17 protein-coding genes and 1 pseudogene are annotated in these 19,594 nt (G+C 35.0%); 5 read left to right on the forward strand and 13 right to left on the reverse strand.

Going from position 1 to position 19,594, the window contains the following annotated elements; all coding sequences use genetic code 11:
* From QMA06_RS07160 to QMA06_RS07175, 4 genes and pseudogenes are all read left to right on the forward strand, one after another.
* Positions 1 to 1,308: a PQQ-dependent sugar dehydrogenase gene (locus tag QMA06_RS07160; RefSeq protein ID WP_290206187.1), complete on the forward strand. Its 1,308-nt coding sequence runs from the start codon at positions 1 to 3 to the stop codon at positions 1,306 to 1,308.
* Between the two features lie 29 nt (positions 1,309 to 1,337).
* The gene (locus QMA06_RS07165; RefSeq protein WP_290206188.1) at positions 1,338 to 3,629 is read left to right on the forward strand and encodes a TonB-dependent receptor domain-containing protein; all 2,292 of its coding nucleotides are present in this window, start codon (positions 1,338 to 1,340) and stop codon (positions 3,627 to 3,629) included.
* Between the two features lie 126 nt (positions 3,630 to 3,755).
* Positions 3,756 to 4,049 (forward strand): annotated as a pseudogene (locus tag QMA06_RS07170) (alpha/beta fold hydrolase); the annotation flags it as partial.
* 68 nt (positions 4,050 to 4,117) lie between these two features.
* Positions 4,118 to 4,975: an aldo/keto reductase gene (locus tag QMA06_RS07175; protein ID WP_290206189.1), complete on the forward strand. Its 858-nt coding sequence runs from the start codon at positions 4,118 to 4,120 to the stop codon at positions 4,973 to 4,975.
* Positions 4,976 to 5,050: 75 nt separating this feature from the next.
* On the opposite strand, the gene rimO is transcribed toward QMA06_RS07175, so the two are convergent.
* The 9 genes from rimO to QMA06_RS07220 all read right to left on the reverse strand — a co-directional run bounded on the left by rimO (position 5,051) and on the right by QMA06_RS07220 (position 11,925).
* Positions 5,051 to 6,364, reverse strand: a complete 1,314-nt coding sequence (rimO, locus tag QMA06_RS07180) for a 30S ribosomal protein S12 methylthiotransferase RimO (protein ID WP_290206190.1) — start codon at positions 6,362 to 6,364, stop codon at positions 5,051 to 5,053.
* Between the two features lie 337 nt (positions 6,365 to 6,701).
* Positions 6,702 to 7,676, reverse strand: a complete 975-nt coding sequence (gene ftsY / locus QMA06_RS07185; RefSeq protein ID WP_290206191.1) for a signal recognition particle-docking protein FtsY — start codon at positions 7,674 to 7,676, stop codon at positions 6,702 to 6,704.
* A gap of 321 nt (positions 7,677 to 7,997) precedes the next feature.
* Positions 7,998 to 8,150 carry a DUF4295 domain-containing protein gene (locus tag QMA06_RS07190; RefSeq protein WP_008271041.1) on the reverse strand — a complete coding sequence of 51 codons (153 nt, stop codon included), beginning with the start codon at positions 8,148 to 8,150 and terminating at the stop codon, positions 7,998 to 8,000.
* Between the two features lie 42 nt (positions 8,151 to 8,192).
* Entirely contained in the window at positions 8,193 to 8,375 is a 183-nt protein-coding gene (gene rpmG / locus QMA06_RS07195) for a 50S ribosomal protein L33 (RefSeq protein ID WP_215924165.1), read from the reverse strand.
* Positions 8,376 to 8,406: 31 nt separating this feature from the next.
* Positions 8,407 to 8,643 carry a 50S ribosomal protein L28 gene (gene rpmB / locus QMA06_RS07200; protein WP_290206192.1) on the reverse strand — a complete coding sequence of 79 codons (237 nt, stop codon included), beginning with the start codon at positions 8,641 to 8,643 and terminating at the stop codon, positions 8,407 to 8,409.
* Between the two features lie 170 nt (positions 8,644 to 8,813).
* Positions 8,814 to 10,061: a competence/damage-inducible protein A gene (locus QMA06_RS07205; protein ID WP_290206193.1), complete on the reverse strand. Its 1,248-nt coding sequence runs from the start codon at positions 10,059 to 10,061 to the stop codon at positions 8,814 to 8,816.
* 13 nt (positions 10,062 to 10,074) lie between these two features.
* Positions 10,075 to 10,416 (reverse strand): Hpt domain-containing protein, encoded by a 342-nt coding sequence (locus QMA06_RS07210; protein WP_290206194.1) that lies wholly within the window; start codon positions 10,414 to 10,416, stop codon positions 10,075 to 10,077.
* Positions 10,417 to 11,028, reverse strand: a complete 612-nt coding sequence (locus QMA06_RS07215; protein WP_290206195.1) for a fumarylacetoacetate hydrolase family protein — start codon at positions 11,026 to 11,028, stop codon at positions 10,417 to 10,419.
* Positions 11,029 to 11,151: 123 nt separating this feature from the next.
* On the reverse strand, positions 11,152 to 11,925 hold the full coding sequence (locus tag QMA06_RS07220) for a 3'-5' exonuclease (protein ID WP_290206196.1): 774 nt from the start codon (positions 11,923 to 11,925) through the stop codon (positions 11,152 to 11,154).
* Positions 11,926 to 12,044: 119 nt separating this feature from the next.
* On the opposite strand from QMA06_RS07220, the gene QMA06_RS07225 reads away from it, so the two are divergent.
* Positions 12,045 to 13,130: an NADH:flavin oxidoreductase gene (locus QMA06_RS07225; RefSeq protein ID WP_290206197.1), complete on the forward strand. Its 1,086-nt coding sequence runs from the start codon at positions 12,045 to 12,047 to the stop codon at positions 13,128 to 13,130.
* Between the two features lie 85 nt (positions 13,131 to 13,215).
* Here QMA06_RS07225 and QMA06_RS07230 read toward each other — a convergent pair whose 3' ends face one another.
* The 4 genes from QMA06_RS07230 to QMA06_RS07245 all read right to left on the reverse strand — a co-directional run bounded on the left by QMA06_RS07230 (position 13,216) and on the right by QMA06_RS07245 (position 19,553).
* Positions 13,216 to 14,664: a dihydrolipoamide acetyltransferase family protein gene (locus tag QMA06_RS07230; protein ID WP_290206198.1), complete on the reverse strand. Its 1,449-nt coding sequence runs from the start codon at positions 14,662 to 14,664 to the stop codon at positions 13,216 to 13,218.
* Positions 14,665 to 14,755: 91 nt separating this feature from the next.
* Positions 14,756 to 15,856, reverse strand: a complete 1,101-nt coding sequence (locus tag QMA06_RS07235; RefSeq protein WP_290206199.1) for a glycosyltransferase family 2 protein — start codon at positions 15,854 to 15,856, stop codon at positions 14,756 to 14,758.
* Positions 15,856 to 16,473 (reverse strand): recombination mediator RecR, encoded by a 618-nt coding sequence (gene recR, locus QMA06_RS07240; protein ID WP_290206200.1) that lies wholly within the window; start codon positions 16,471 to 16,473, stop codon positions 15,856 to 15,858. Before recR ends, QMA06_RS07235 begins: the two co-directional genes overlap by 1 nt.
* 83 nt (positions 16,474 to 16,556) lie before the next feature.
* On the reverse strand, positions 16,557 to 19,553 hold the full coding sequence (locus tag QMA06_RS07245) for a T9SS type A sorting domain-containing protein (RefSeq protein ID WP_290206201.1): 2,997 nt from the start codon (positions 19,551 to 19,553) through the stop codon (positions 16,557 to 16,559).
* Positions 19,554 to 19,594: the final 41 nt, after the last annotated feature.

Here is a 19,594-nt window from a genome sequence, read left to right on the forward strand (position 1 = left end):
ATGAAAACTCAAAAACTCCTATTATTTATAGCGCTTTTAGTTTCTATGCTATCTTGTAAAACCAATAAAGACAACTCTGAAACGGAAATGACAGAGGTATCTAAAAACGAAAAAGAAATGATATCTCAAAAATCGGCAGATACTGTTGAGACCGCCGTAGGCCAAGTGATTTTGCCTAAACCATATTCATCTGAGTCTGTTAGAAACGAAAGTAAAATGGTGGAATGGCCTGAGGGTAAAATGCCTACTGCACCAGACGGATTTACAGTTACCAAATTTGCTGACGGATTTCAAAATCCGCGTTGGACATACGTTGGACCTAATGGAGACTTCTTTGTTTGTGAAGCAAATACTAAAGAAAGTGCGGGATTGATAACGATTTTACGAGATAAAAATAATGACGGCACCATAGACTTACGTGAAACTTTTCTCGATGATTTAAAGCAACCCTTAGGTATGTTAATTATTGATAATCATTTCTATGTCGCCAATACCGATGGTCTATATAAATATCCATACAAAACGGGTCAAACGGCATTAAAAGCTTCAGAAGCGGAAAAAATAGTAGACCTGCCTGCTGGAGGTTACAACCACCATTGGACGAGAAATATCATTACCAATGATGCACAAGATAAAATTTATATCTCGGTTGGCTCTGCCAGTAATATTGGCGAATATGGCATGGAAGAAGAAATTAGACGTGCTAATATTTTGGAAGTTGATTTAAACGGAGAGAATGAAAAAATTTATGCCAGTGGACTTCGAAATCCCGTAGGCATGGATTGGAATCCTGCCAATGGCGAACTTTGGACAGCGGTAAATGAACGTGATAAAATCGGAGATAATTTAGTGCCAGATTATGTAACGAGTGTAAAAGAAGGTGGGTTTTATGGCTGGCCTTATGCTTATTTTGGTTCTATTGAAGATCCACGATTAAAAGGTGAAGCACCAGATCTTGTGGCCAAAACCATAGTACCAGATGTTTCTGTTGGTCCGCATACTGCGTCACTCGGACTTACGTTTTATAACGAAGGAAATTTTCCCGCTAAATATAACAACGGCATCTTTGTTGGTCAACATGGTTCTTGGAACCGATCTGTGCTTTCAGGCTACCGTGTCGTTTTTATACCTTTTAAAAACGGAAAGCCTACAAGTGAACCACAAGATTTCCTTACTGGTTTTATTGCGGAAGATAGTGAGACTGACGTTTATGGAAGACCTGTTTGTGTTGCTGTGACACCGTCGGGAGATTTATTGGTCAATGATGATTCGGGCAATGTCATTTGGAAAGTGAGCTATAATAAGTAGTATCTAAAAATCCACACTTTAAGTATCACATGAAAGAAATACAATTTAAAATAATGGCGATTATATTTTTAATCGCCATTATCAATCCTCTACATGCTCAAAATATTAGCGGTCGTGTGACTGATTATTCAGACGCAACTATACCAGACGTTTCGATTTTTATTAATAACGAAATTATTGCTGAAACCAATGCCGACGGTATTTTTACGTTATCTGAAACTTATCAGCTTCCTATTGAACTGATTTTAAAACATCCCGATTATTATATTAAAACTGTGATATTTTCAAAAAACAATAGCACAATTAAGCTTTTGGAATTAGAAAACACACAGAATCTTGAGGAAGTAATTATTTCTTCCACCTACCAAAAAGAAAGTCAAATCATTATTCCCACGGCTAAAGTGACTTCAGAAAAAATTGAAACCTATAGTCCTGTAGATTTGGTTTCTGCCATTAACGAAACCCCTGGTATTTATATTCAAAGTGGCGCCATAAATACCAACAGAATTGTTATTAGAGGTGTTGGCTCTCGAACGCTCTATGGCACCAATAAAATACGCGCCTATTTTAATGGTATTCCGATTACAAATGGCACAGGCGATACGGCTATTGATGCATTTGACCCTGAAGATATAGAAAATCTAGAAATCGTTAAAGGTCCGAAAGCCACACAATATGGGACTAATTTAGGCGGAACTTTATTGTTAAATTCAAAACAAGCCTTAAAAGGAGAAACTTATTTTAAGACCAATCTTACCGTTGGCAGTTATGGATTGATAAAAAACAATGTGTCTTTCGCTACCGCAACTGATAAATTAGCGCTCAACCTGAATTATGATTATCTAGAAACAGACGGTTTTCGCGATAACAATAGTTACACTCGCCACGCAGTTTTCTTAACGGCCAATTATAGATTTGATAAAAAAAATGAGCTCGGCGTTTTAATGAATTACACGGATTATTTTGCCCAAATTCCCAGTTCCATTAGTAAAACAGCATTTGAAGAAGATCCGTCCCAAGCTGCTTTTACATGGAATGCCGCTGAAGGTTATGAGGACAATCAACAGATTTTAGCAGGCCTAAATTATACACACCGCTTTTCTGACCATTTTAGTAATACCACCACATTTTTTTATACGTACTTGGATCATTATGAACCACGACCATTTAATATATTAGATGAATACACCAACGGTTATGGTGCAAGAACACTATTCGCTAAGGATTTTAATTTTTTAAACAATAAAGCCAATCTCAGTTTTGGTGGTGAAATTTATAAGGATCAATACAACTGGAAAACCATAGAAAATCTCTACGACGAAAATAATGGTAACGGGAGTTTAGAAGGCCAAACCCTCAGCGACAATATTGAAAACCGAAATAATTTTAACGTTTTTGCGACGGCCACACTTCCATTTACCACAAAGATAAAAGCGCAATTTGGTATTAACGTGAATACCACCAATTATTCGTTCACGGATGATTTTAACGTTGGAGAAGCCAACCTCAATGCAGATCGCGATTTTGATCCTATTTTCGCACCAAATGTGAATCTTCTATACCAGTTCACGCCCCATGCCAATGTTTATGCGAATTTCAGTCGTGGCTTTAATTATCCATCCATTGAAGAAACGCTGACGCCAGAAGGTGTTATTAATCCTGATTTGGGGCCCGAAACAGGATTTAATTATGAAATTGGAAGCGAAGTAAGCTTACTCAAAGGACGTTTACAAATACATATTTCGGCCTATTTACTAGATATTGACAATCTGCTTGTGGCCGAACGCGTAGGCGACGATCAGTACATTGGCCGTAATGCCGGAAAAACCGAACACAAAGGAATTGAACTGGCCCTATCTTATACACAATCCTTCAACAACAATTTTTTAATTACTCCATATTTGAATGCTGAACTTTCCGACAATAAATTTATCGATTTTGTAGATGATGAAAATGATTTTTCCGGTAACGAATTAACAGGTGTACCAAGTAGAAAAGTAAACGGTGGAATTCAATTCGGATTTAAAAATTTCACTTTAAACACTAATTTCCTTCATATTGGAGAAATGCCAATGAACGATGCAAACACGTTGTATTCTGACGAGTATACCGTTTTTAGCACGAAATTATCCTATAATAATAATCTTTCAAAACATTTATCAATGGAAATCAATGCCGGAATTAACAATTTTACAAATGAAGCCTATGACTCCTCCATACTCATAAATGCGGTGGGATTTGGCAATTCAGAACCGAGGTATTATTATCCAGGAATGCCGCGAAATTGGTTTAGTAGTTTTAAGATTGCTTATTCGATTTAGATCTAGAATTGAACGATTTCAAAATTAGAACTCATCTTAAAAAAATATTATGAAAACAAATTTACTATTAACATTAACACTTCTATTTGTATTTCAATTGTCAACAGCCCAATCAGATAGTTTACGAATGCAGCGTTAACTTATGATATGGTTTTTACCCAACCTGTGGTTTACGAATTTAAAAACATTAAGGCAACCACTCTTTTAATTATTGGCACAAGAGATAGAACAGCTCTAGGTAAAGGACTAGTATCCGAAGACGTTAGAAATACAATGGGACTATATGATAAATTGGGAAAGAGCACACAAGAGAAAATCCCTAATGCAACATTGGTGGAAATAGAAAATGTCGGCCATTTACCTCATATTGAAAAATTTGACAGTTTTATAAAACCATTACGTTCATTTTTAAAACAATAGAGCTTTATTTAATAAAATAAGCATTAATTTTTAGATCACATAAACTATAATATCAAACGCAATACATTATGAAAAATCTCAAACTAAATGACGGCAATTCTATGCCAATTGTAGGTTTCGGAACCTATAAAGCAACAGAGCAAGAAGGTATTGACGCCGTAAAACATGCTCTATTAAATGGGTACAGGTCAATAGATACAGCGGCAGTTTATGGAAATGAAGAAGCTGTTGGAAAAGGAATTAAACAAAGCGGTGTCGCGAGAGATGACATTTTTGTGACCACTAAATTGTGGCGCAAAAACTTAGGATATGATTCAGCTAAGCAAGAATTTGAAAATTCACTAGTCAGATTAGGTTTAGATTATATTGACCTTTATCTGATTCATTGGCCTGCCAACTCCAAAAACTATGATAACTGGCAACACGCCAATGCCGAGGCTTGGAGAGCCATGGAGGATCTACAAGCGGAAGGAAAAATAAAATCTATAGGCGTGAGTAATTTTTATGAAGAGCATCTTGAAGCGTTATTTAAAACCACACGCGTCAAACCAGCAGTAAATCAAATAGAATTTCATCCTGGCTATTGGCAACCAGAACTGGTTGCGTATTGTAAAAAACAAAACATTGCGGTGGAATCGTGGTCACCACTAGCAAGAGGGAAAGTATTTGAAAATGACGTATTAAAAAAGATAGCAAAAGCACATGATATTACTGTTGCCAAGGTTTGCCTTCGTTGGATTATTCAACATGAAGTTATAGTGATTCCTAAATCAACAACCAATAAAAGGATTGAAGCCAATATTAAACTCTTTGATTTTAAACTGTCTGATTCAGAAATGAAACAAATTGATCAATTACCGAAATTTGGATTTAGTGGGGAACATCCTAATTTTTGGCCAGATAATATTTTAGAAGATATAGACTGAATTTTAAATTGCAAGAAGAGTTTATAGTTTAAAAAATATGTTATAAACTCTTCTCTATATAAATGATTTTTTCTATTACGATTTAGATGCTACGACTTCTCCATAAAGATCAAAGTCTTCTGCTTCAGTTACCTTAATAGTCGCAAATTCACCAGTTTTTAAATATGTAGAAGACGCATCAATCAACACTTCATTATCCACATCTGGCGAGTCAAACTCCGTACGTCCAACAAAATAATTCCCTTCTTTTCGATCAATAACCACTTTAAACTCTTGCCCTATTTTAGCTTGGTTTAATTCCCAAGATATTTGGGATTGAATCTCCATAATGTCGTTGGCACGTTGCATTTTTACATCTTCAGGAACATCGTCCTCGAAATTGTAAGCATGTGTATTTTCTTCATGAGAATAAGTGAAACACCCTAACCTTTCAAAACGCATTTCTGAAACCCATTGCTTAAGTTCTTCGAAGTGCTCTTCTGTTTCACCAGGATAACCGACAATTAGTGTTGTTCTAATCGTCATCTCAGGAACTATAGCTCTAAATTCTTTAATGAGTTTAGTCGTCTTTTCTTTGGTTGTACCACGACGCATCGACTTTAATAAATCATTAGAAATATGCTGTAAAGGAATATCTAAATAATTACAGATCTTCGGTTCTCGTTTCATAACGTCTAGTACATCCATCGGAAAACCAGTCGGAAACGCATAATGTAAACGAATCCATTCAATGCCGTCAACTTTAACTAAGTTTTCTAATAATTCAGCCAAGTTTCTTTTCTTATATAAATCTAAACCGTAATAGGTCAAATCTTGTGCAATAAGAATTAATTCTTTAACACCGGAAGCTGCCAATTTCTCAGCTTCGGTCACTAAATTTTCAATAGGAGTACTTCTATGTTTTCCACGCATAATCGGAATAGCACAAAAGCTACAAGGCCTGTCACAACCTTCCGCAATTTTAAGATATGCGTAATTTTTTGGAGTTGTTGTTAAACGTTCACCAATTAATTCGTGTTTATAATCTGCACCTAAAGCTTTTAATAAACCCGGTAATTCAGTGGTACCAAAATATTGATCTACATTTGGAATTTCTTTTTGCAAGTCTGGTTTATAGCGCTCGCTCAAACAACCGGTTACAAAAACCTTATCGACATCGCCCTCTTCTTTTTTCTTCATAAACTCGAGAATAGTATTCACACTCTCTTCTTTGGCGTTATTAATAAAGCCACAAGTGTTAATCACTACCACATTGCCTTCTTGCTCATGGACCACGTCTTTGCCGCTTGCTTTTAGTTGTCCCATTAACACTTCACTATCGTAAACATTTTTACTACAACCCAGTGTAACAACGTTGATTCTATTCTTTTTTATAGTTTTGGTTCTCATGCTTTTTGTAAATCAGTTTGCAAAGATACGGAATGATTTACGATATTCAGTTTTTGATTTACGATTGCTCAAATTTGTGTGTAAAAAATTGATTTAGTGGCTGGTATAAAATTATAAATTATGATGTAAAACAGGGTGAAACGGTTAAATTATCTATCCATAACCATGAGCATCTGTAAATAATGTCGATAGACATCCGAACAATGGATAAGACCTCTGAACAACGAAAAAAGCCGAATACAACTATTACTATTGTATTCGGCTTTAAAATTTTTGCTTCCCTATTATTGAAGCTTTATTTATATTATAAGGATTTCTGTTTTCGTGAATATATCTATTATTTAAAGAAAGAATCCACAAACTCGTACTTATTAAAAACCTGCAAATCTTCAATGCCCTCTCCTACTCCAATATATTTTACAGGAATTTGAAATTGATCGCTAATTCCAATCACAACACCACCTTTGGCCGTACCGTCTAATTTGGTTACAGCTAAAGACGTTACTTCTGTTGCTGCCGTAAATTGTTTAGCCTGCTCAAAAGCATTCTGACCTGTTGAACCATCTAATACCAATAACACATCGTGAGGTGCATCACCAATAACTTTCTGCATTACGCGTTTTACCTTGGTTAGCTCGTTCATTAAGTTGATTTTATTGTGTAATCGTCCAGCAGTATCAATTATAATTACGTCAGCATCTTGGTTCACGCCAGATTTTACAGCATCAAAAGCAACAGATGCGGGATCAGAACCCATTTTTTGTTTTATCATGGGAACATCTACACGATCTGCCCAAACTTGTAATTGATCTATAGCAGCTGCTCTAAACGTATCTGCAGCACCAAGAACAACTTTTAAACCTTTCTTTTTAAATTGATAAGCTAATTTACCTATAGTTGTAGTCTTACCAACACCATTAACTCCAACGACCATTAACACATATGGAGTCTTTGTACCGTCTGCTTGATTTGGTAATTTGGGTATAGTATATTCAGTTTCTTCGCCTGATTCGATTTCAGACAATAAGGCTGCAATTTCTTCTCTTAATATTTTATTAAGTTCTGAAGTTCCTAAATATTTATCTTTCGAGACGCGTGCTTCAATTCTATCAATAACTTTTAATGTTGTGTTAACACCTACATCGCTTGTCACTAATATTTCTTCAAGATTATCTAAGACGTCTTCATCGACTTTAGATTTTCCGGCAACGGCTTTATTTAGTTTACTAAAAAATGAAGTTTTAGATTTCTCTAAACCCTTATCTAATGTTTCTTTTTTGTCGGAAGAGAATATTTTTTTAAAAAAACTCATTATTTCTGGTTGTTAGATATTTAGTTATTTTTTGCTGTGTCAAGGAGTACTCTACCCAACATATTTTACTTTAACAAAAATCGCTAATGCGTCGAATTTGAGCAAATTAATTAAGCTCTACGAAGATAGCATTTTGTAAGCCTTCCCCGTTTTCTACAATATTCTAAAATATCATAGGTTTCAAGGGTAACGCCAAAAACAAATACAACAACCTTGCCCTTAAAGATTTACTGCTAAATTGTCATAAAAACATTCAAATATAGCCATAAAAAAACTGCTTTCATAAGAAAGCAGTTCCGTTAATCTTTATAGTAAAAAAGATTATTTTTTATTTAAAAAATCATTGACAAATTCTGGTGCCATTACAGATTCTACAAACATGTAAGCTCCTGTTTTTGGTGATTTTACCATTTTTATCGCTTTTGTCAAACGTTTTGATCCTGTCTGTAAAGACGCTACTGATTTCTTTGCCATTGTAAAATATTTTTACAATCCCCATAAAATGGGAATCTACATTTATTTAATTTCTTTATGAACTGTCATACGCTTAAGGATAGGATTAAATTTCTTAATCTCCATACGGTCTGGCGTATTCTTCTTATTCTTTGTTGTAATGTATCTTGATGTTCCAGGTTTCCCAGAAGTTTTATGCTCTGTGCACTCTAAGATGACTTGTATTCTATTTCCTCTTTTTGCCATTGTAAATTGACTTAAGCGTTAAATGACGCTATTATTTGTAAAATCCTTTTGCTCTAGCTTCTTTTAACATTGCTTCGATACCAATTTTATTGATAGTCTTTAATGCTGATGTAGAAACTTTTAATGTTACCCACTTATCTTCTGAAGGAATGTAAAAACGCTTTTTCATTAAATTTGCATCAAATGTACGTCTCGTTTTATTCATAGCGTGAGAAACATTGTTTCCAACCATCGCTTTTTTCCCAGTAAGTTCACAAACTCTTGACATTGTTTTCTTTCTTTAGGTCTATTATTATTTTTCTGTTAACTCTTAATTCCGTCATTGTTATTGAAGACATGGTCATCAAATAGTAGTATTAAGAATCTAAAATCCGAACATGGATATTTTAAACAGGGTGCAAATTTAATAAAACTTTACATTTCAGCAAACTTAAAACTCTACTTTTTCAAAAAAAGTTTCTGAAGCATTTCAAAAGCTTTATTTGTAGCTCTGCCAATCACTTTTTCTCGATGATTTCCAAAATTAAAAAATTCAGAATAAACCCTCTCTTTTGTAGCAATAGCAATCCAAACAGTACCAACGTCTGCATCAGATTCGCCTTTTGAAGGGCCAGCATTACCTGTGGTACTTATGGCGTAATCGGTATTGAATAAGGTTCTTGCATTCTTCGCCATGCTTTCTGCCACCTCTTTACTGACTACGGAATAGGTATTAATGTCCTCTTGAGAAACATTTAATATTTTCACTTTCGTTTCCGTTGCATAAGCCACAATACTGCCTTTAAAATAGGTTGAAGCACCAGCATTGGCAGTTAAGGATTCTGCAATACGTCCGCCTGTACAACTTTCGGCTGTAGCTAAAGTTTTTCCAGCTAAGGTTAATTGTTCACCAATTATAGCCTCTAAGGATAAGTCTTCTTCATAACCAACAAAAACATCTTCTATTTGAGGTAATAATAAATTAACTTGATTTTGAATTTCGTTTTCGAGCGCTTTTTTATCAAATGATTTTCCTGATAATCGCAATCGTACACGCCCTAAACTTGGTAAATAAGCTAACTTAATAAAGCTGGGTAAATTATCCGCCCAATTCTCAATTTGATCCGCTAAAGCACTTTCCCCACGACCATAGGTTAGGATTGTTTTGTGTAATATATAAGGAAACTTAAATTTTTTTCTTAACTCTGGAATTACCTGTTCTGTAATTAATGCCTTCATTTCATAAGGCACTCCAGGAAGCGACACAATCACTTTCCCATTTTTTTCTAACCACATTCCAGGTGCGGTTCCATTATGATTCATTAATACTTTAGATTTTGAAGGTACTAAAGCTTGTTGCTTGTTGACTTCCAAAAGTGGCGCCGTACTATATTTTGAGAAAATCTGCTCTACATGAGCTAATACAGCTTTATCTTCTACCAAAGTATCATTGAAATATTGACAAATAGTGTGTTTAGTTATATCGTCTTTAGTAGGTCCCAACCCACCGGTGATGATAATAATATCTGCATTCTCTTCAGCTTCTTTAAGCGCTTTAAGAATATGAGATTCGTCATCTTGCACTGAGGTTATCTGATAAATAGAAATGCCAATTTTGTTGAAAGCCTTACCTAAAAATGCCGAATTGGTATCCACAATCTGACCGATGAGTATCTCATCTCCAATAGTAATAATCTCTGCTTGCATTTAATACAGTGATTTAAAGTCCGAAATCGGCTTTAATTTCATTAACCGCATTATCGACAGCAGTCAAAACCATAGTCAATTGTTGATCTACATTTTTGTCAGTTTGCTCAAACTTTCCCCAATCCTGTACTTCAATCAAGGTATCTAAAACTCCAAGTTCAAACAAATCTATAGTCGGTTTCATTTTATGAGCCGCTTGATAGACGTCTTTATAGTCCTTCGCTGGCACGCCTTTTCTTAATCGCTCAGCATCTTCTGGTACTTCTTCTAAAAAAGCAGCGGCTAGAGCTGCAACGAAATCTTCGTCGTTATCAGCCATTTCCCGTACACGATGTAATTTATAATGTTGTGACATTTATTTAATTTTTAATGAAAACATTTCCACGCCCTCAAGGTATCCTTTTAATTGGTCTTCTGCAATAACTTTACCAACCCCTGCAGGTGTGCCTGTAAATATAATATCTCCAATTTTCAAAGTAAAATATTTTGACACATATTCTATTATTTCGTCAATTTTCCATAACATTAGACTTGTATTTCCTGTTTGAACAATCGCATCATTTTTTTCTAAACTAAAATTGATATCGTTTATGTCCTGAAATTCAGACTTTGGTAACCATTTTCCTATTACGGCAGCACCATCAAAGGCTTTAGCTTTCTCCCATGGCAAACCTTTAGCTTTAAGTTGCGCTTGGAGATCGCGCGCAGTAAAATCAATACCAAGTCCGATTTGGTCATAATACTTATTTGCAAATTTTTTATCTATATGCTTACCTACCTTATTGATTTTTATGAGTACCTCAACTTCATAATGCACATCATTGGAAAAATCTGGAATAAAAAAGGGTTGTTTCTTCAATAAAATTGAAGTATCTGGTTTAAGAAAAACAACAGGATCTGTCGGCTTCTCGTTTTCTAATTCTTTAATGTGGTCGGTATAGTTTCGACCTATGCAGATGAGTTTCATTTTTTATCGACGTTAAATATTAGATCGTTTCACTATTTAGATTTATAGACTGTAAAAATTATATACATATAATTATCATAAAAAATGTCTAGATTCTAGGTTGAATTTTCTAAATGTTTTTTCTTAAAACTTATTATTAAACTGACGCAACTTTATAGCGGTTAACACCTTCTTTGTATAAAGCGGAAAGTCAGCATTCAGCAACCAACCAAAATAACCAGGTTCTTTTTCTAAGACATCTAACACACGTTTTCCTTTGTGTTTTCCGAACGAAAAACATTCTTCACCTTCTTTATTAAAAATTAAAAAGCCAGCAAAATCGGCAAACTTTTTGCGCGAACTAAATTCCGCTAAAAATTTAGTGTCATTTTCTAAATCTTCGTAACGATCGAGTTGTGCTTTTAAAACTTCGTAAGTCGCTTTAGTATCTGCTTCTGCACTATGCGCATCTTCTAAACTTTTATCACAGTAGAATTTGTAAGCGGCAACCAAGGTACGTTGTTCCATTTTGTGAAATATGGTTTGTACATCTATCGATTGCGTATTCTTCATATCAAAATCTACTTCAGCTCGAAGCATTTCTTCTGCCAATAAAGGAATATCAAAACGGTTAGAATTAAAACCACCTAAATCAGAATCTTTTATTAAGTTATAAATGTCCTTAGATAATTCTTTAAAAGTAGGTTTATCAGCAACATCTGCATCTGAAATTCCATGAATAGCTGTAACTTCAGCGGGAATTAGCATTTCAGGATTAACGATCCACGTTTTAGCTTCTTCTTTCCCGTTTGGGTGTACTTTTAAAATGGAAATTTCTACGATGCGGTCTTTAGAAATATTTATACCTGTGGTTTCTAAATCGAAAAAACAGATCGGCTTATTGAGATTGAGTTGCATTATTATTAAATTTTTATGCAAAGATATGGAGATTAAAATTATCGCCTCGATCTTTCCTCTAATTTGAAATTAAAAAATAAATAACCGAACTTTGCAACCCTATAAATCTTAAATAATTTATGAAATATAATCTTGACGACAGTGTAACATTTAATTGTGGAGCGAAACTAAAAAACCGTTTTATGCTAGCCCCGCTAACCAATCGACAAAGTCATGAAAACGGACAACTTTCAGAGGACGAGTTTCGTTGGCTAACCATGCGTGCCAAAGGACAATTTGGCTTGGTGATGACCTGTGCATCTCATGTCCAAAAAATCGGGAAAGGATTCTCAGGACAGTTAGGTATTTTTTCGGATGATTTAATTCCAGGTCATACCAAACTTACAAAAGCAATAAAAGAAGAAGGTAGTTTAGCAGTTATACAATTGCATCATGCCGGAATGCGCTCGCCCAAAGAAGTTATTGAACAAAAAGCTGTATGTCCTTCTGAAAATAAAGAACATAATGCTAGGGCATTAACTCTAGAAGAAATATATCAACTGAAAGAGGATTTTGTAGATGCTGCAATACGAGCAAAACGCTCAGGATATGATGGTGTTGAAGTCCATGGAGCGCATGGCTATATTCTAACGCAGTTTTTAAGTTCTGATATTAATAAGCGTACAGATAAGTATGGTGGGTCACTTGAAAATCGTTCAAGATTGTTATTCGAAATTATTAATGAAATCCGAATTCAATGTGGTCCAGAATTTTTATTAGGTGTGCGATTATCACCAGAACGATTTGCCATGAAACTATCTGAAATTAAAATAGTATCGCAACAATTAATTGATAGTAATCACATTGACTTTTTAGATTTATCACTTTGGGATTGTTTTAAAACCCCTGAAGAATATCCTGAAAGTCCATTAAATATATTAGAACATATTTTACAGCTCGACTATAAAAATGTAAAACTTACGGTTGCAGGAAAAATTGGCACAGGCAATGAAGTTCTCAAAGTGTTAGACTTAGGTGTTGACTTTGTAACTATTGGTCGTTCGGCCATTTTGCATCATGATTTTCCTAAAAAAGTAATGGAAAATCACAACTTTAATCCTATTGACACTCCAGTATCAGCACAATATTTAAAAAATGAAGGGTTAAGTGATACCTTTATTACTTATATGCAACGTTGGGATGGTTTTGTAGAGGACAAGAACTAACGTTTCCTAAACAAAAAAGAAAAGCACAATTTTAAATTGTGCTTTTCTTTTTTCTATTATCTCATCCTATTTTAAAAGGATGTGTTTAAATTTCTCGATCGGAATCCCAACCTTCCAAATAATCCTTAACGGCTTTTACAAACTGACCTCCAAGCGCTCCATTAACAACTCGGTGATCGTAAGAATGTGATAGATACATTTTGTAACGTATACCAATATAATCTCCTTCTGGCCCCTCAATTACTGCAGGTGTTTTTCTAATAGCACCTAACGCTAAAATACCAACTTGCGGCTGATTGATAATTGGTGTTCCCATAATACTACCAAATGTTCCCACATTGGTAACGGTGTATGTACCACCTTGTATGTCATCTGGACTTAATTGCCCAGTACGCGCTCTATTAGCTAAATCATTAACACGCTTCACCATGCCTAATAAATTTAACTGATCTGCATTTTTAATTACAGGAACAATTAAGTTACCATCTGGCAAAGCAGCTGCCATACCAACATTAATGGCTTTCTTTTTAATGATTTTATCTTCTTGAACGGATATATTCATCATTGGAAATTCTTTCAACGCTTTAGTCACCGCTTCCATAAAAATTGGAGTAAAGGTTAAATTTTCACCTTCGCGCTTCATAAAATCGCTCTTCACTTTCTTTCGCCAGTTCCAGATAGCAGTTACATCGGCCTCTATAAACGATTGCACATGTGCAGACGTCTGTACCGAATCTACCATATATTTTGAAATGAGTTTCCCCATTCTAGTCATTTCTATAATCTCATCACCATTTGATGCCGTAACTTTCTTTTCAGAAGATTTATCAGTTTTTGGCTTATCTGCAGGCGCGGTTACATTATTATCAGTTCTTTTTATTGAATCTCTGCTTCGTGCTGCTTCCACCTGCATGGTGTCATCATTTTTCGTTGCTGAAACAGGTTTTGTTTTTGATGTCTCCATGATTTCTTCACCCTGAGTAACATTTGAAGAACTACGAGATTCTAAGTAAGCCTTAATATCGTTTTTTGTAACGCGATTATCTTTTCCTGTCCCTGAAATACGATCTAATTCAGACTGCGAAATACCTTCTTCTTTAGCTATGTTTTTCACTAATGGAGAGTAAAATCGATCTTCTGTAGAGACTACAGGTTCCACTGAAGTTTTTGCAGCAACAACCGTATTTGCAACATCAGCTACCGCTTTTGAGGTTTCTGGTTCCTTAAGTGTTTCCGACTCTACCTCTGGCTTTGTTTCCGCTGTAGTCGCTTTTACTTCTACCGCTTCACCACCTTCTGTTTCAATTACCGCAATGGTCTGTCCTACTTGCACAACATCATCAATATCGAAAAGTTTCTCAACTAAAACTCCATCGACTTCACTCGGAACTTCACTATCTACTTTATCCGTTGCTATTTCCAAAACGGCTTCGTCGGCTTCAATGGTATCCCCAATATCTTTAAGCCATGAAGTTATGGTTGCTTCTGCAACACTTTCTCCCATTTTAGGTAATTTAAGTTCAAACTTTGCCATATCTTTAATTTGAAGGTCTTTATTTTGTAATCGGTTGCAAAATTAATAAAAAAACAGATGAATCATTGATTTTTATTCAATTATATACATCTTAGAAATGTAGCACTTCACCTCTGCTGGTTGCACTATCACTTCCGAGGATAAATTTACTGTTTTTTGGTAGAAATCTAAAAACTATATTTTTTTGCTTCGATTTGTTTTTCATTTCTTTAATTACCTCTTTGGTGCTCAGCTTATTAAAATCGAATACCAACATACTGCAGTTTTCAATTTCTTGCAGTATAGTATCAGTAATAAGTATCGGTTTTAATAATTGTTTTTCAAGAGAATGGTCTATCGTTGTAGAATACACATAAGAACGTTTAGACTTTAACTCTACTTCCTCTGAAGATTTACGCAACATCTGTGCCGTTTTAATACCTAACCAAACCATAGCATTAAAAAACAAGTTCTGTTTAAAATGTTTTTTATAAAATATCTGCATAGCTCCGTAAAAGCGTTGTGCATATTTGGCATCTTTTAGTGTACTTTCTCCCTTAAAATGAATAATAGTTGTCTTACCATAATAATAATTATCGTAACCGGCTTTCACTACTTTATAGGACAAGTCTATATCTTCACCGTACATAAAATAGTCTTCATCAAAGCCTCCAACAGATTCATAAACGTCTTTTTTTAGCCACATAAATGCACCAACTAATATATCCACTTTAGCAGTGCCTTCTGAGGACACATGGTTTGCATAATAAGCGCTTCCATTGCCTAATACTTTTTTTAGGGAGACGATGGGAGTTGGTATATTGCGCTTACTTTCTGGAAGAAATTCTCCTCGACCATCGATAAGCTGACAACCAACAATACCTAGATTATTTGTAGAATCAGCAAAATCAATAAGTTTTAAAAACGTATCTTCTGCTACCACTGTATCTGGATTTAAAATGCAAAGATATTCACCCTTAGCTGTAGCCACGCCACGATTATTGCCTTTAGAAAATCCTGAGTTTTCGTTATTTTCGATTAGTTTTACTTGAGGAAATAATTGCTTTACCATAGCACAACTATCATCGGGAGAGTTGTTATCCACCACAATAATTTCGGCATCCAATTGAGCAATGGCATCTTCCACACTCTTTAGACATAATTCTAAAAAATAGCGTACATTATAATTTAATATGATGATAGATAATTTCATTACGATTTTAATGAGGCTTCAAAAGGTACACGGTCCATAATACTTCGTCCTAAAGTGATTTCATCCGTATACTCTAATTCGTTACCTACCGCAACCCCTCTAGCTATAGTAGATGTAGCCACGTTACAGTCTTGTATTTGTCTGAAAATATAAAAATTAGTGGTGTCTCCTTCCATCGTAGGGCTCATGGCAAAAATCAATTCCTTTACTTTACCTTCTTTAACTTTGCCTACTAACGAGCTTATATTTAAATCTTGGGGACCAATACCATCCATTGGTGATATTTTTCCACCTAAAACATGATACAACCCTTTAAAAGAACTGGTATTTTCTACTGCCATAACATCTCTAATATCTTCAACCACACAGATAATTTCACTGTTTCTATTAGGGTTTTCGCAGATTTCACACAATACCTTATCACTGATATTATGACACGATTTACAGAAATTTATTTCTCTTCGTACCTTTGATAAAGCATTTGCTAATTGATTCGTTTGACTTTCTGGCTGACGCAGTAAATGTAAGACTAAACGCAGTGCTGTACGCTTACCGATTCCGGGTAATTGCGACATTTCGTTGACAGCGTTCTCTAAGAGTTTTGATGAAAATTCCATGATTACGAAGGTACTGATTTTTGCAAATAAAAAAGCCCAATTGCAAAGACTTTACAACTGGACTTTAGTTATGATTTGCAATTTTAATTCAAGATAAGTTTTTTAGTGATTTCGCCTTTGGACGTATTTAATTTTACAAAATAAACACCAGTTTTAAAAGTTGATAAATTTATCTTATAATCATTCGTTAGATTCTCACTTTTCGTATAAAACATTAATTTTCCTAAGGTGTTATAAATACGAATTGATACGTCTTCAGAAACATTCCATTTTAGCTTTACTTCAGAAGTTGCTGGGTTTGGGTATAACACCAGATCATCTAATTCAAAGTTATTAACACCTAGTGTTTCGTCATAAAGATTAGAACTCCACAACCCTCTACCATAAGTTGCCGCGTATATTTTGCCTTCGACAGCATTAATTTCGAGCTCATTAATTCTTACATTGGGTAAACCGTTATTGAAAGCTGTCCAAGTATTACCCAATTCATTATCGGTATAATATATACCGTAATTCATCCCAACGTAAAGTCCATCTTTACCATTATCTTGCCAAGTCAATGCTTGAGATGAGAAACCTGGCAAATCCCACCGTACTGATGTAAACGACGCTCCATTATCTGTACTTATATATACCTTTTGATTGTTTGTGGTTGCAATAGCAATCTTACTAGGATCTGTAGGATGTACAGCGATCTCATTTATTCGTCCACCACCTAAATTTAAAGAGGATTGTACCCAATTCATTCCGCCATCGGTAGAGTAAACAAAGATGCCATTAATAGCCACATACATTATATTACTATTTGTTGATGCCACTTTAAAATGATCAATATTTCCAGAAAATTCTGGCGAAATAGCAATCCAATTAAACCCACCATCTACCGATTTATAAACGACATCAAAAGCACAATACACAACATTTTGTAATACAGGATCTTGTTCAAAAGGCACCACCCAATTCCATGAATAGTCGCCACCCTTATCCTCGGGTTGTGTTAAATAAGAAACATTTGCTCCGCTATCAAAACTTTTAATCAAATTACCATATTGAGCGGTACCATAAATAACCTGTGAATTGTTTTTATCTATAAAACCTTCCATGCCATCTGCACCAAACCAGTCAGTCCAATTACCATCAGATCCAAGAATTGACGATCCGTTATCTTGAGAACCACCAGTTACTATAACAGGATTGGTTTGGCTGACTCCAATTTTATAAAATTGTCTAATACCTAAACCTGCTGTTAAATCAGTGTAATATTGGTTGTTTACTACTGTAGGATTCTCTGCACTATATATACCTCCATCTGTACCTACCAAAAGCTTAGTATTGGCTCCATTGCCTACAAATTCTAAAATATCCACATCGGCGTGACAATAGCCAACATTACCTATATAAGCATCGTAAGGAGTCCATTGTGAACTTATAGTAAAATCAGTACCTCCATTCGTTGATCGCCAGGTATTAATACCTGCAATATGCACATCGTTTATATTATTAGGGTTTACAGCAATAGCCATATCTCGTGGTGCTTGACCTTTGTCATCTGAAGCAAAAGAATCATAACCAAAATAATTTTTATTAGTATGATTCAGTTTCGAAAACGTAGAACCATTATCCGTAGATTTATATATTCCACCAAATACATTATCTTTTGCTTCTAAAACATAGACAACCGAAGGATTGTCAGGAGACACCCCAATTAACTTAGGTCCGAAACCAAAGGCATTGGAAGTAGATTCAAAACCATCTGAAAATACCACTCCTAAATTGGAGGATTCGATTGACACATCATCTAATGTTATACCTCTACCGTAATTAGCTGTTCCTTCAAAAGCAACATAGTAATTTGCTGATGGATTTGGTAAACTAAGGGTTATATCAGACCAATTAGTTACTTCTGCTGTATAATTCGCAAGTTCTATCCAATTTGCTGTAGCCGATGTTTTGTATAACACCTTTAAAGCATCAATATCGCCATCCCAACCTACTTGTGTAAAAGAGAACTTTAGTTCTGGTGATACTGTTTCTGATAAATCTAATGCCGGACTTATTAATTGGGTCATAGGATTTGAATAATTTTCGACATAAAATAATCCCATGGATTCTCCTGTTCTTGGAACCACAGAATTGTTTATGTTTGATCCACTTGTAGTCCAAGAAATAGACCCAGAAATAAATTCTTGATCCCAAATTGATGCTTCCTCAAAAATTTCGAAACTTAAACCTCCATTTACTGACTTGTATACATTGTTGCCTGAAGCATAGATCACATCAGGATCGCCCGATTTAAATTCAAAATCATAACCATTGGTAGCCGTATGATGTATTATAGACCAATTAAAACCGCCATCTACAGACTTAAACAAACCACCACCTTCAGAGCTACAATACATTTTTGAAGTGTCTGTTGGATGAACTAAAATTTTGTTCACTCTTCCGCCACCAGGCAAATTACCTAATAACGACCATGTAGCACCTCCGTCAACCGATTTAAAAATTGAACCTCCATAAGAACCCCAAAAATATGTTGAACTATTTAGTGGATCTATAGCCAATGCGTAGACATCCATGTTTGCTAAATTGTCGGTAAGTACCGTCCAAGTAGTACCTCCGTTTAAACTTTTCCAAACTCCACCTGTATCGCTACCCACGATAATATGGTTTTGATTACCTTTTTCTGTGGCAATAGAAGTAATTCGGCCCACACCAGGATTATAACCAGAAGTCGCATTCCAATACGTTGGTCCCATTTCTTGCCACGTCCCCACAATGGTTCTAGCCGCTAAACTTTCATTATTAATTCTCGCATTATAATCTTGTAATTCTTTGTAATAAAACTCAGGAGATTTTACTTTTCCTGATTCATCCATGGCACGTTCTGCAAAATACTGCCATCTTCTAAATGGCTTGTACCCTCTACCTCGTTCTCTACCTACAGTATCAAAGTGACGTTCTGCTACTTCAATTATTTCTTCTACAGTAGATTCTCCTTCCGCAATGAGCTGTTTATAATCTTGAGCATAAAGAGACAAACCAAACAGGATATATGCAGAAATGCAAACAATTTTTTTCATAAATAATTCATTTTTTAAGCGGTCTGTTTTTTTCAAAAGTA

This window comes from Winogradskyella bathintestinalis, assembly GCF_030407435.1.
GTDB lineage: Bacteria > Bacteroidota > Bacteroidia > Flavobacteriales > Flavobacteriaceae > Winogradskyella > Winogradskyella bathintestinalis.